This window comes from Burkholderia sp. Se-20373 (assembly GCF_017104705.1).
Taxonomy (GTDB): Bacteria; Pseudomonadota; Gammaproteobacteria; order Burkholderiales; family Burkholderiaceae; genus Burkholderia.
In genome coordinates this window covers 17611-30979 of the sequence record NZ_JAAGPH010000009.1, presented here as the reverse complement: position 1 = coordinate 30979, position 13369 = coordinate 17611, and the positions used below count along the sequence as shown (strand labels likewise).

Annotated in this window: 15 protein-coding genes; 2 read left to right on the top strand and 13 right to left on the bottom strand. The window is 67.9% G+C overall.

Features of this window, described 5'->3' with window-relative positions:
* The 13 genes from G3N96_RS05350 to G3N96_RS05290 form a co-directional block, all read right to left on the bottom strand.
* Positions 1-879 carry an SDR family oxidoreductase gene (locus G3N96_RS05350; RefSeq protein ID WP_206136541.1) on the bottom strand — a complete coding sequence of 293 codons (879 nt, stop codon included), beginning with the start codon at positions 877-879 and terminating at the stop codon, positions 1-3.
* A 34-nt stretch (positions 880-913) separates the two neighbouring features.
* Positions 914-2065: an acetyl-CoA C-acetyltransferase gene (locus G3N96_RS05345; RefSeq protein ID WP_206136540.1), complete on the bottom strand. Its 1152-nt coding sequence runs from the start codon at positions 2063-2065 to the stop codon at positions 914-916.
* Positions 2065-3132, bottom strand: coding sequence for an acyl-CoA dehydrogenase (locus G3N96_RS05340; protein ID WP_206136539.1), 1068 nt, complete (start codon positions 3130-3132; stop codon positions 2065-2067). Before G3N96_RS05340 ends, G3N96_RS05345 begins: the two co-directional genes overlap by 1 nt.
* Positions 3133-3167: 35 nt before the next feature.
* Positions 3168-4337 (bottom strand): acyl-CoA dehydrogenase family protein, encoded by a 1170-nt coding sequence (locus G3N96_RS05335; protein WP_206136538.1) that lies wholly within the window; start codon positions 4335-4337, stop codon positions 3168-3170.
* The gene (locus tag G3N96_RS05330; RefSeq protein WP_206136537.1) at positions 4334-5143 is read right to left on the bottom strand and encodes an enoyl-CoA hydratase family protein; all 810 of its coding nucleotides are present in this window, start codon (positions 5141-5143) and stop codon (positions 4334-4336) included. Before G3N96_RS05330 ends, G3N96_RS05335 begins: the two co-directional genes overlap by 4 nt.
* A gap of 25 nt (positions 5144-5168) precedes the next feature.
* Entirely contained in the window at positions 5169-6269 is a 1101-nt protein-coding gene (locus G3N96_RS05325; protein WP_206136536.1) for a nitronate monooxygenase, read from the bottom strand.
* Entirely contained in the window at positions 6266-7246 is a 981-nt protein-coding gene (locus tag G3N96_RS05320; RefSeq protein WP_206136535.1) for an enoyl-CoA hydratase, read from the bottom strand. Before G3N96_RS05320 ends, G3N96_RS05325 begins: the two co-directional genes overlap by 4 nt.
* A gap of 8 nt (positions 7247-7254) precedes the next feature.
* A complete protein-coding gene (locus tag G3N96_RS05315; RefSeq protein WP_206136534.1) occupies positions 7255-8052 on the bottom strand; it encodes a ketoacid CoA transferase in 798 nt (265 codons plus the stop codon).
* 10 nt (positions 8053-8062) lie between these two features.
* On the bottom strand, positions 8063-8956 hold the full coding sequence (locus G3N96_RS05310) for a CoA transferase subunit A (RefSeq protein WP_206136533.1): 894 nt from the start codon (positions 8954-8956) through the stop codon (positions 8063-8065).
* Between the two features lie 9 nt (positions 8957-8965).
* Positions 8966-9862, bottom strand: coding sequence for a VOC family protein (locus tag G3N96_RS05305; protein ID WP_206136532.1), 897 nt, complete (start codon positions 9860-9862; stop codon positions 8966-8968).
* A gap of 199 nt (positions 9863-10061) precedes the next feature.
* A complete protein-coding gene (locus G3N96_RS05300) occupies positions 10062-10532 on the bottom strand; it encodes a type II toxin-antitoxin system VapC family toxin (RefSeq protein ID WP_185634120.1) in 471 nt (156 codons plus the stop codon).
* Positions 10465-10701 (bottom strand): DNA-binding protein, encoded by a 237-nt coding sequence (locus G3N96_RS05295; RefSeq protein WP_206136531.1) that lies wholly within the window; start codon positions 10699-10701, stop codon positions 10465-10467. Before G3N96_RS05295 ends, G3N96_RS05300 begins: the two co-directional genes overlap by 68 nt.
* A 397-nt stretch (positions 10702-11098) precedes the next feature.
* Positions 11099-11782 (bottom strand): hypothetical protein, encoded by a 684-nt coding sequence (locus tag G3N96_RS05290; protein WP_206136530.1) that lies wholly within the window; start codon positions 11780-11782, stop codon positions 11099-11101.
* Between the two features lie 135 nt (positions 11783-11917).
* Between G3N96_RS05290 and G3N96_RS05285 the strand changes: the two genes are divergently transcribed.
* Together G3N96_RS05285 and G3N96_RS05280 are read left to right on the top strand one after the other, a co-directional pair.
* A complete protein-coding gene (locus G3N96_RS05285; RefSeq protein WP_206136529.1) occupies positions 11918-12295 on the top strand; it encodes a hypothetical protein in 378 nt (125 codons plus the stop codon).
* Positions 12296-12511: 216 nt separating this feature from the next.
* Positions 12512-13177, top strand: a complete 666-nt coding sequence (locus G3N96_RS05280; protein ID WP_206136528.1) for a methyltransferase domain-containing protein — start codon at positions 12512-12514, stop codon at positions 13175-13177.
* Positions 13178-13369: the final 192 nt, after the last annotated feature.

The following is a 13369-nucleotide window of genomic DNA, read 5'->3' as shown; positions in this document are numbered from 1 at the left end:
TCAGCTCCCGTACACGCGCTGCGCCGGACGCGCATCGGCAAGCAGCCGTGCAATCGCCGGACCAACCTCTGCCGCCGCCCAGCGCGCGCCGCGATCGACGCTCGGGCCGGTGCGCCAGCCTTCCGCGACCGCGATCATCCCGCCCGCGACCTCGAACACCTGGCCCGTCACGTCGGCCGACAGCGCGCTGCCGAGCCACACGACCAGCGGCGCGACGTTGGCCGGATCGAAATAGTCGAAGCCGCCGTCCTCGGGCTTCTTCATCATGTCGGCGAATACGCCTTCGGTCATCGACGTGCGCGCGGCCGGCGCGAGCGCATTCACGCGCACGCCGTAGCGCTGCAGCTCGGCCGCCTGCATCAGCGTGAGTGCAGCGATGCCCGCCTTTGCCGCGCCGTAGTTCGACTGGCCGATCGAGCCTTGCAGCCCGGCGCCCGAACTCGTGTTGACGATCCGCGCATCGACCGGGTTGCCGGCCTTCGCCGCGTCGCGCCACACACGCGCCAGCACGCTCGACAGGCAGAAGTGGCCGCGGAGGTGCACGCGCATCACGTCGTCCCAGTCGGTTTCGGTCATGCTCGTGAACATCTTGTCGCGGCAGATGCCCGCGTTGTTGACGAGCACGTGCACGTCGCCGAACGCTTCGCGCGCCGCGTCGACGATCCGCTGCGCGGTGTCGACCTGCGTGATGTCGTCCGCATTCGCGAGCGCGCGGCCGCCGCGTTGTGCGATTTCGTCGACGACCGCCTGTGCGGCGTCGTGCCGGATGTCGTTGACGACGACCGCCGCGCCTTCGGCCGCGAACGCCCGCGCGTATTCGCGCCCGAGCCCGCCACCCGCGCCGGTGATGATGACGGTGCGTCCGTTACAGATTCCCATGCTCATGCCTCGTGGATCGTGAAAGATGGCGCGCTCACAGGCGCTCGATGATCGTGACGTTCGCGAGGCCGCCGCCTTCGCACATCGTCTGCAGCCCGTAGCGGCCGCCCGTACGCTCCAGTTCGTGCAGCAGCGTCGTCATCAGCCGTGCGCCGGTCGCGCCGAGCGGATGGCCGAGCGCGATCCCGCCGCCGTTCGGGTTGGTCTTTTCGTGCGGGAAGCGCGTGTCCGCGAGCCAGGCCTGCGCGACCGACGCGAATGCCTCGTTCATCTCGACGACGTCGATCTGCGACCAGTCGAGGCCGCTCTTCTTCAGCGCCGCCTTCGTCGCGGGAATCGGCGCGGTGAGCATCCACAGCGGATCGTCGCCGAGCACGCTCAGGTGATGGATGCGTGCGCGCGGCGTGAGGCCGTAGCGCTTCAACGCCTCCTCCGACACGATCAGCAGCGCGGCGGCCGCATCGCAGGTCTGGCTCGCGACGGCGGCCGTCAGCGAGCCGCCCGGCGTCAGCGGTTCGAGTGTCGCCATCTTTTCGAGCGACGTGTCGGGGCGTGGCGTCTCGTCGTGCAGCACGCCTTCGAGCGGCACGATTTCCCGCTTGAAATGCCCGGCCTCGATGGCCGCAACCGCACGGCGATGGCTTTCGAGCGCATAACGCTCCATCGCGTCGCGCGACAGGTTCCAGTGATCGGCGATCCGCTGCGCGGCGACGAACTGCGACACCGGCGCATCGCCGAAGCGCGCGCGCCAGCCGGTGCTGCCCGAGAACGGGTCGTTGAAACCGAGCGGCGCCGCGCAGGTCATCGCGGACGAGATCGGGATCTGCGTCATCGTCTGCACGCCGCCGGCCACCACGACGTCCTGCACGCCGCTCATCACGGCCTGCGCGGCGAAATGCACGGCCTGCTGCGACGAGCCGCACTGGCGGTCGACCGTCACGCCCGGCACCTGCAGCGGCAGCCCGGCCGCGAGCCAGCAGGTGCGCGCGATGTTGCCCGCGAGCGGGCCGATCGTGTCGACGCAGCCGAACACCACGTCGTCGTATTCGTCGGCGGGAATCGCGTTGCGCTCGACCAGCGTCTTCAGCACGAAGCCGCCGAGATCCGCCGCATGCACGTGCGCGAGCCCGCCCTTGCGGCGGCCGGTCGGCGTGCGCAGCGCGTCGACGATATAGGCTTGTTTCATCAGTTCAATTCCTCGAGGTCGAAGGTCTGCGCGGGGCCGATCGGCAACGCGTCGCCGAGGATCGCGTCGGCCACGCGGGCCTTGTGGAATGCGCTGTCGCCCCAGCTGCCGGACAGCGCCCAGATGCGTTTCATGAAGATCTGCAGGTCGAGCTCCCACGTGTAGCCGATCGCGCCGTGCACCTGCATCGAGTGGCGTGCGGCCAGTTGCGCGGCCGACGTCGCCGCGAGCTTCGCGTGCGACACGAACACCGCGCGCTGCGGGTGATCGTCGGCGATCGCCTGCGCGGCGCGTGCGACCACCGGCCGCGCGAACTCGTAGCGGATCGCGACATCGGCGAGCAGATGCTTGAGCGCCTGGTACGAACCGATCGCCTTGCCGAACTGCTTGCGCTGCGCGCTGTAGTCGATCGCGACGTCGAGCACGCGCTGCGTGAGGCCGAGCAGCTGTGCGGCGACCGCGAACGCGCCGTGGTCGAGCGCGCGGTTCAGCAGCGGCGCGGCCGCGTCGGCGCTCGCGATGCGGGTGGCCGCCGACGGTTCCCAGTCGAGCGTGAACAGCCGTCGCGACGGGTCGACACTGTCGACCGCACGCCATGCGCACTGCGCCGGGTCGACGCGGTGCAGCTCGCCGCGGTGCTCGCACAGCAGCGTCTGCGCGACATGCACGTCGGCCGCATACGGATTCACCGGATGCACGAGCGCGACGCGCGCCCGCCCTTCGGCGATGTCGCGCAGCAGCGCGTCGCGCCAGTCGCTCGCCGGCAGCCGCGCGAGCACGCCGGCCGACACGAGCGCCGTGTCGAGCAGCGGCTCGGGGCTGCCGAAATAGCCGTAGGTCTGCGCGAGCAGCGCCCATTCCGCTTCGGTCAGGCCGAGGCCGCCGTGCGCGTCGGGCACCGACACGGCGGTCAGCCCCTGCGACGCGAACAGCGCCCACAGGTCGTCCGAACGCCCGGTCGGCGTGGCCCAGAGCTCGCGGATCAGCTCGGGCGTCATCTCGGTCATCAGCAGGCGCTTCACGCTGTCCGCGAGCGCTTCCTGGTCTTCATCGAATACGAAATCCATACGATGTCCGTTCTGTAAGGGTGGCGCCGGCGCGCTTACGCGCGCGGCATGCCGAGCATCCGTTCGGCGACGATGTTGCGCTGGATCTCGTTGGTGCCCGCGTAGATCGTGCCGGCCTGCGCGAACAGGAAACCGTCGAGCCAGTGGCCGAGCGTCGCGTGCTGCGCAGCCGTCTGCGGGACGACCTCGCCGTGCGCACCGAGGATGTCGAGCGCGATCTGGTGCATGCGCAAATCGAGCTCCGACCAGAACACCTTGTTGGTGCTCGACTCCGCGCCGATATGACCGCCCTTCAGCAGCCGGCTCGCGGTCGCGTAGGTCGACAGCGCGTACGCCTGCGCATCCATCCACGCCTGCACCACGCGTTCGCGCAGCGTCGGATCGCGGTCGGCGCTGTCGCGGTGGGCGAGATACAGGTCGCGCAGCGCCTGCGCGGTGCGCTGGAACCGTGCCGGCGAACGCAGCATCAGCCCGCGCTCGAAGCCGGCCGTCGCCATCGCGACCTGCCAGCCCGCGCCTTCGGCCGCGAGCCGGTTCTCGACCGGCACGCGCACGTCGTCGAAGAAGATTTCCGCGAAACCCGTCTGCCCGTTGAGCTGGCGGATCGGCCGCACCGTGATGCCCGGCGCGGACAGCGGCACCATCAGGAACGTGAGCCCGTGGTGACGCGACGATTCGGGATCGCTGCGGAACAGGCCGAACAGCCAGTCGGCCCACACCGCGCGCGTCGACCAGATCTTCTGGCCGTTCAGCACGTATTCGTCGCCGATGCGGGCGGCCGTCGTCCGGATCGCGGCCATGTCGGAGCCCGCGTTCGGCTCCGACCAGCCCTGCGCCCACACGTGCTCGCCGGCCGCCATCGCGGGCAGGAAGCGCGCCTTCTGCTCCGCCGTGCCGAAATCCATCAGCGTCGGGCCGAGCAGGAAGATGCCGTTCTGGTTCACGCGCATCGGTGCGTCGGCACGCCAGTACTCTTCCTCGAAGATCAGCCACTCGATCAGGTCGCAGCCGCGCCCACCCAGCTCGCGCGGCCACGTGACCATGCTCCAGCGGCCCGAGTGCAGCGTGCGCTCCCATTCACGGTGCGCGGCGAAGCCTGCCTCGGTGTCGAAGCTCGGCAGCCGCTCACGCGGTACGTGCGCGGCGAGCCATTCGCGGATCTCCGCACGGAACGCCTGTTGCTGCGGCGTATAGGTCAGGTTCATGCGCGTGCCTCCTCGGCGGTTGCCTGCGCGTCGAACCGCGCGTCGCGCTTCTCGACGAACGCGGCGCGCGCTTCCGTCGAATCGTTCGTCATGTACGCCTGCAGCGTGAAGCCCTGCTCCCAGCGGTACTTGTCCTCGAGATCGCCATCCTCGACGCCGTTCAGCGCCTCTTTCGCGAGCCGCACCATCGCCGGGCTCTTCTCCGCGATCTTGCGGGCGATCGCGAGCGCCGCGTCGCGCAGCGTGTCGCGCGTCACGACCTGCTCGACCGCGCCGAGCCGGTACGCTTCCGCCGCGTCGATCAGGTCGCCGGTGAAGTACATCGCGCGCACCTTCTGCACGCCGAACAGCCGCTGCAGGTGCGCGCCGCCGCCCATCGCGCCGCGGTCGATCTCGGGTACGCCGAAGCGCGCGCAATCGGCCGCGATGACGATGTCCGCCGCGCCGCAGATGCCGATCCCGCCGCCGAGCACGAAGCCGTGCACGGCCGCGATCACCGGCTTCGGGTTGCGGTGCACCGCGCGGAACGTCTCGTAGTTGCCCGCGTTGACCGCGACGATCCGCTCCGGATGCGCGGCCAGTTCCTTGATGTCGACGCCCGCGCAGAAACCGCGGCCTTCGCCGCGCACGACGATCACGCGCACGTCGTCGTCCGCGCCCAGCGCATCGAGCGCGCGGGAAAGCGCATGCCAGCCCTGCGCGTCGAGCGCGTTCACGGGCGGATGGGCGATCACCAGTTCGGCGATGCCGTCGGCACGATCGATCCGGAACGGCGTCGCGCCGGCCGGTTGGTTGGATGCTGTCATCTCCTCTGCCTCCCTGTGATTGTGTTCACGCGGCCTGTGCGGCCGGCGCGCCGCGCAGCGCGGCCAGTGCGTCGAGCCGCTCGCCGGCTTCCGCGACGATCCGTGCGATCAACGCGTCGCACGATTCGATCGCGCCGATCATCGCGGCAGCCTGGCCGCTCGGCAGCACGCCTTCATCCGGGCGGCCCTCGACGATCGCGCGCTGGATCAGGAACGGCGCGTTCGCGGCCATCAGCGTCTGGCTGGCCGTGTAGTCGTTCGAGCGCAGCGCCTTGAGCGCAAGGCCGAGCATGTCGCCCGTGCTCAGCCCGTTCTGGCGCCGCCACGCTTCGGCGGTCTTCAGTGCAAACCACGTGCGGCGCAGCGGGCCGAAGCGTTCGAGCTTCAGCAGATACGGGTTGTCGATCATGCGTTGCGGCAGCCCGTCGAGCGCGTCCGATACGCGGATGCGCGCCGGGTCGCCGACCGCGACGTAGCGCTCGAGCGTCTCGCGCGGCACCGGCGATTCGGCGCTCATCAGGAAGCGCGTGCCCATCGCGATGCCGGCCGCACCGTACGCGAGCGCGGCAGCCAGCCCGCGCCCGTCGAAGAACCCGCCGGCCGCGACCACCGGCACGCGCACCGCGTCGAGCACCTTCGGCAGCAGCAGCGTGGTCGGCACCGACCCCGTGTGACCGCCGCCTTCCGCGCCCTGCACGGTCACGATGTCCGCACCGAGGTCAACGGCCTTCGCCGCATGCTTCGGCGCGCCGACGGTCGGCATGCAGACGATGCCGGCCTCCTTGAAGCGGCGGATCGTCTTCGCATCGGGCCCGCGGCCGTAGCTCACCGCGCGCAGCCGGTGCTTGATCGCCAGCTCGACGACCTGCTGCGCGTTCTTCTGGAACATGTGGAAGTTGATGCCGAACGGCTGGTCCGTCAGCGACTTCACTTTCAGGATCTCGGCCTCGACCTGCTCGGGTTCGAGCGTCGCGCCGGCCAGGAAGCCGAAGCCGCCCGCGTTGCCGGTGGCCGCGACGAGCCGGGCATCGGCCACCCAGCCCATCGCGGTCTGCACGATCGGGTAGCGGCAGCCGAGCAGGTCGCAGAGCGGCGTATGCAGTGTGCGTTGATGCGTCGCGCTCATGCGGCAGCTCCATTCACGGCGGCCGGTTTGAGCGCGTCCAGCGCAGGCGCGGCTGGCGAAGCGCCATTGACGGACACGGCCGCGCCATTGCCCGCTGCCTGCGCCTCCGCGCCGTTCGGCTGGCGCTGCGAGCTGGCCATGCTGCGCGCGTCGTAGCCGCCGAGGCGATCGCCGCTCACCAGTTCGTTGTGCGCATGCGCGAAGTGATGCCACGCGAACGCCGCGTCCATCGCCGCGCGCTTGCCCTGCAGCTCCTCGACGTGGTTCAGCGCCTGCTTGGTCAGCGTGAGCCCGAGGCGCGGCATCGTCGCGATCTTCGCGGCGATCGCGTAGGTCGCGTCGCGCAGCCGCTCGCGCGGCACCACGCGATTGACCATCCCCATCTGGTACGCACGCTCGGCCGGCATCCGCTCGCCGAGGAACAGGAATTCCTTCGCGATGCGCGGGTTCAGCTCGTACGCATGCGCGAAATACTCGACGCCCGGAATCCCCATCCGCACGACCGGATCGGCGAAGAACGCATCCTCGGACGCGACGATCAGGTCGCACACCCACGCGAGCATCAGCCCGCCGGCGATGCACGCGCCCTGCACCATCGCGATCGTCGGCTTCGGCAGGTCGCGCCAGCGCCGGCACATCCCGAGGTACACCTCCTGTTCGCGCGCATAGAGGAATTCGCCGCCTTCCTTGTCGACGTGGTCGTACCACAGCGACGCGCGGTCGAACGACTCGTGGATGTCGCGGCCCGGCGTGCCGATGTCGTGGCCCGCCGAGAAATGCTTGCCGGCGCCCTCGAGCACGATCGCCTTCACCGCGTCGTCGTGCGCGGCGCGCCGGAACGCCGCGTCGAGCGCATACGTCATCTTCGAGTTCTGCGCGTTGTGATACTCGGGGCGGTTCATCGTGATCGTCGCGATGCCATCCTCGACCGCGTAGTCGACGACACCGTCGCCGAAGGTCACCTGGGTCGCTTCCATGTCGGACCTCATCCCCGGCGCGGCGCCGGATTGTTGCGCACGATCGTCGCGCGCAGGTTGTGCGGATCGAGCGCCCGCACGATGCGGAGGTCTTCCGCGTTCGGCGGGGCCGTCGTGCCGAGGTCGGGTGCGGCGATCAGCGGGAAGCCCGTCGCGTCCTGCACCTCGTCGAAGCTCACGCCCGGATGCAGCGAACGCACGCGGATCGCATGGTCCGGCCCGCCGAAATCCATCACGCACAGGTCGGTGACGATGCTGCGCAGGTCGACGAAGGTCTTCATCCCGGGCAGCCGGCGCGCCGGGTTGTAGCCGACCGTGCACACCATGTCGACTTCGCTTTCGACGAACGTGCGCTTGCCGTGGCCGCTGACGAAGAACGAGTTCGCGTGGTTCGTCGCGTTGCCGGGGAAGCCGCGCGCACCGAGCAGCTGGGTTTTCGGGCGCGCGTAGTCGTCGCCGAGCCACGAGATGTTGGCCTGGCCGAAGCGGTCGATCTGCGTCGGCATCACGAGTGCATGGCGGCGGCCGTGCCACAGGCAGTCGAACACGCGCTCGTAGGTCATCCAGCCGCTCGCCTTCACGCGATAGCCGTCGGGCCGGGGCCCAAGCGGCACCGGCTCCTCGACGAGATACGCTTCGCCGTCGGTCAGCATCAGCCCGTTGTTGTACGCGAGCCGCGCGAGGCCGGCCGCGAGCCGCGGGCCCGTGCCGATGCCGGTCGCCAGCACTTCGCCGTCGTCGCGCCAGAGTCGCGCGGACGCGACGATCATCAGTTCCGCGAGGGAATGGTCGAGAGATTCGCTCACAGGCGCTCCTTTACAGAATCGGCAACGGCAGCGTCGTCACGTGCGACAGGCCGCCGACGCCTTCGAGGTACCGGCGTTCGTCCTGGCCGACCACGTCGCGCAGGTACGCCGTCGTTTTCGCGTCGTCTTCCGCACTCGCGCAGTACGCACGCAGGTGCGGCAGGTCCCAGCCGTAGGCCTGCCCGCACGACGTCGGGTGGGCGCCGCCCGGCGCATGCACGACGCCGGTGACGAGCGAGCGCTCGAACGGATTGCGTTTGGCGGCATCGAGGTCCTCGCTCGCGAGCGATGCATCGACCGTTTCCGCCGACACGTAGCAGCGCTGTGCGGCCCGCGCCATCCATGCATCGAAGAACGGATCGGGGCCGTCGATGCGCGTGTTGCCCATCCGGTCGGCCGCGTTCACGTGCAGCAGCGCGACGTCGAGTTCGATCGCGGGCATCGCGAGCAGCGTCTCGCCGTCGTCGTACGGCGATTGCACGGTGCGCAGTTGCGGTGCGTGATCGAGCAGCGCGGTGCCGAGCCCGGCGCGGGTCGGCAGGAACGGCAGGCGCGCGGCGGCCGCGCGCAGGCCGAGCTGCAGCATCCCTTCGTCGAGTTCGAGCACGTCGATGCGGCCCTGCTCGCGAGCCCGGCGGAAATGCGGTTCGAGCGGAATCACGTCGAGCGACACGAAGCCGAACACCACCTTGCGCACCTTGCCGGCCGCGCACAGCAGGCCGACATCGGCGCCGCCGTACGCGACGATCGTCAGGTCCTTCAGGTTCGAGCGCGCGATTTCGCGCACCAGCGCCATCGGCTTGCGCCGCGGCCCCCATCCGCCGATGCCGATCGTCATGCCGTCGGCGAGTTGCGCGACCACGTCGCGCGCGGACATCGTCTTGTCGAGAGGTTTCATCGTCATCGTGCTGGCTTACCGGTATCCGATGCTGAAATCGTGGCCCCACTGGCTCACCTTCGTGGCCTCGAACACCGCGTGCTTCGACCAGTCGACCGTGAGGCCGCCGAAGCCGTATTCGAGATCGAAGCCGCCGGGGGTCTTCATGTAGAAAGAGATCATCTGGTCGTTGCAGTGACGGCCCAGCGTCGCGGACATCTTCACGTCGTGCGCGGCCACGCGATCGAGCGCGCGGCCCACTTCGTCCATCGAGTCGACTTCCGCCATCACGTGCACGCAGCCCGACGGCACGGCCATCTCGAACAGCGCGAGGCTGTGATGGCGCGCGTTGCGGCAGTGCATGAAGTGGATGCGCTTCTCGGGTTCCGCCGGATCGGGCGTGAACTTCACGCGGTAGATGTCGGACAGCTCGAAGCCGAGCACGCCGCGCACGAATGCGTCGGTCGCGTCGAACTGCGGCGCGGGCAGCACCGCGTGGCCGAGCCCCATGTCGCCGGTGACGAAGTGCGCGACGCCCAGCGGCGACACGAAGCGGCGGAAGTCGCAGCGCGCGCCCCAGTACAGCTCGTGGCGGTTGCCGGACGGGTCGGTGCACCACGCCATCGCCTGCACGCGGCGCAGCGCGGCTTCGTCGCGGGTGGCGCGCACCGGCTCGACGCCCGCCCGCTGCAGTGCCGCCAGCGCGGTGTCGAACGCGGCGCCGTCGGGCAGCTCCCAGCCCGACGCGAAATAGCGGTCGGTCGAGCCGGGAACGATCACGTAGCGGAAATCGCGCTCGTCCATCTTCAGGTACAGCGCGCCGTCGGGCGCGTCGAGCGCCTGCATGCCCAGCACGTCTTCCGCGTAGCGGCGCCACGCATCGACGCGCGTCGCCTCGACGACGACATAGCCAAGCGCACGGACATCGATCATGTCGGCCTCCTCCTGGTTCAGAATCCGTTGTTCGTGAAAGGATTCTGGCCGCTCGGGGGTGGTGTTACATCGTCTGTTGGGACGAGAGGCGGCGGGGAACTGGCACGGCGCAGGTGTGCGGGCAAGCCCGGTGGGACGGGCGATGCATGCGGCAGGAGACGCGGAGCGGGTGCGGATTGCCGCGGCGCGGCAATCCGGGTCAGTCGAACGGGTTCAGCAGCCGGACACCGGTGCGGGCGAAATCCGCGACGTTGCGCGTGACCACCGTGAGATCGTTGATCAGCGCGGTGGCCGCGATCAGCTTGTCGAGTTCGTGCGTCGGATCGGGCACGCGCAAATGCCCCCACATCTGGCTGATCTCGATGTCGACCGGCAGGATGTTCGGCGCATAGCCGGACAGGATGGTCGCCATCCAGGCCTCGAGCGCCGATGCTTGAGGATGATCGCCGCGATGACGAATCAGATCGACGCCGCGGCGAAGTTCAGCAACCGTTACGACGGAAAGATAAAGCGGGCTTGAGTCCGCCGCGGCCTGCCTGAAGAACGCCCGCACGCCTCGGTTGGTTCGCTTGCCCTTCCTGATTTCGCTGATGATATTCGTGTCAATCAAATACACGCCTGGCCTCGCAGGAATCCTGAACACGTTGAAAATCCGCGTCGTCGCCAACATCGGGCATGCTCATCAGCACTTGCGCAAATGTCTTTCGCTTCGGCCGGCCGAGCGCATCGGACAGAATGGCCCGATGTTCGGCCTCGGCACTCCTGCCATTTGCCGCAGCCTGCTCCCGCAGGCTCTGAACGATACTGTCATCCACGTTACGCACCAGTAGATTTGCCATGAGTTCCTCCATCCGGGTTTGATATCAATGATAGCGACACGAGGGCGAATTGCAATCATTGCTATCATCGCCATTGACGGAAAGAGGACGGTGATTGGCGTCGGCGAACGGCAACGGGCCGCATGAATCCTCTCGGCATGCGCCGCTCGCCCGACGGGTCGAATTGCTGTCAGCAAGGTAAGCCGGAACGGAACGGCGGGAAAGACGGCCGATCGGCTATTCACCGCGTCTTGTGGAGGCGCACGCACACGCTGCAGCGACGCGGCTGCATGCACCGCCTCCGCGCGCCGTACTCGCGTCGGTCGTCAGACGGCAGTCTTGCCAACCCTCGTCGCCACGCCCGTATCGGCGATGCCGGCATTGCCCGCACCGGCACACGCAACGACGTCTCACCCACTCAGAACCGATACGAGATCCCGATCTGCAACACCGGGTACCACCGGTAGCGCGACATCACCTGCCGCAGCGAATCCAGCCCGCTCGAGGCCAGGAGCTGGCTCTTCGCCGGCCCGGCCGCGGCCGCCAGTTCCGGCGACAGCGTGTACGAACATTTCGGTATCCCGTACGCCACGCCGAGGTCGGCAACGAAGCCCAGCCCCTTCGACGAAGGCCGGTGCCCGTAGCCGATCCCGAAGTACGGCATCACGGTCGGATAGCGCGCTTCCGCCACCGCGAACATCCCCGGCATCGCCGGATAGCGCTTGCCGCCGAACACATAGGTGCCATTGGTCGGCACCGATACGCCACGGAGCTCGTCGTCGTTGAAGCGCAGGCCGAGCGTCGCCCGGAAGCCGCTGCCGCGCCATGGAAAGATGTCCGCGTACAGGCCGCCCTGGCGCAGCTTCAGGTCGTCCTGATAGCGATTGCCGGCCACCGTGAAGTCATGCGAAAGATCGATCGCATTGAAGTCCGCATGCGCGCCCAGCACCGAATTGAAGCTCACCGCCGCGCCGATGCCGACGCCCTGCGTGCCGCCTTGCAGGTAGATCTCCTGCGCGAGGACATGCATGCTCGCGGCACACGTCACCGCGACCGCTGCCCATTGTTTCACCGTCGTTTTCACGGGCGCCTCCCCCGACATGTGCCGGGCGCGCCTCGCCAACGCGTGCGACCTACGCCGCCACGCGTGACGCGAACCCCGGCACGACACCTTGCAAGCACGCTTGCTGTTCGACGGATCGGGAACGCGGTACGCTGGGCGCATGACCGATACGACATGCGCGGCGTCCGCGACCCGATCCGATTCCCCTTTGTTTCGATGTCGTTACATGCCGCCGATGCCCTGATCGTTCTGGCGAGATTCGTCTGCACTGACGGCACCGGGTCAACCGCAAAGCGCGTGCCATGCGGCGCAAATCGACGCGCAGCAAGCGTCGCAGCCAAACGCTCGCCGTCGTGCTGGGCGAAATCGGGAGAAACGTTTCAGGAACGTATCGATATTCGGCACGCGACGCCGCAGCGCGCGATTGTGTGCGCACGCATCGATATCGCGATGCACGCCGAACAAGGCCGGACGGCCGTCAGCGCACGTCCGTCTCCGTTACCGTCGATCGGACGTGGCCGCATGCATCGAAGAAACGTTGCAAAGGTGTGACCTCGCACAGGGCGTGGGCGAGGCCGATACGCAAGCGTGCCCGGCAGGTCAGGGGGAATACGGATGCCGGTTCACGCATGCTGCGCGAACGGGTCGTGTGAGCCGCACCCGGTCACTACGCCGCACCGATTCCCGCATCGCCCGAAGTTTCGTCGACCGATGACAGCCTTCCAGCGGATGATAGAATCATCCGTCCATACCCTCTGGACGGACACAATGCAAAAACTGCAGTGGTCTAGCGGAATCGATAACGAAATCGAATTCTGGTCGAAGTGGTTGGATACGAAGGGCGGTCCGTGGCCGGAAGATTTTCAGTTCCGCATCGACCCCGACACCGAAATACATCCGTGGATGACCGAACTGCTGAACGGCATTCGGAATCCGAAGATCCTCGACGTGGGTGCCGGCCCGATGACGGTGCTGGGCAAGAAGATGAACGGCATGCCGCTGGACATCACCGCCGTCGATGCGCTGGGCGATCTGTACAGCCGCCTGGATTTTCCCTCAGGGCTTCCCCTCATCAAAACCCGGCAGTGCGAAAGCGAATGCCTGACTACGATGTTTCCGGCAAACACGTTCGACCTGACCTATGCGAAAAACACGCTCGACCACAGCTACAATCCGGTCGAAGCGTTTCGGCAAATGGTCGCCGTGACGAAACCCGGTGGCTTCATTGCGACCGAGCATGCAGCGAACGAGGCGCTGAACGAGAACTGGGAAGGCTTCCACCAATGGAACTTCCACGTCGACGGGCGCGATTTCCTGATCTCGAATCGAAACGAGACGTTCAGTATCTGCCGCGAAATCGAGGGCCTGGCGACGATCGAAACGCTCTCCCCTGATCGCGCTGACCATATCGGTTGCGTGATGCGCAAACTCTGATCGGCGACGCGGGTGCGGCCGTTCAATTCAGTCGCACCCATCGGAACGATTCACCACTCGCGCATTCCCGCTCCCTGAATTCGACAGTCCGAACCGGTCGGCCGGAATCGCGGCATGGCGACCGCAATCGGACATTGCTACCGCCTGGCGTGCAAATCCGGCAACGCTTTCCGGATGCAGCGATGCGTTCGA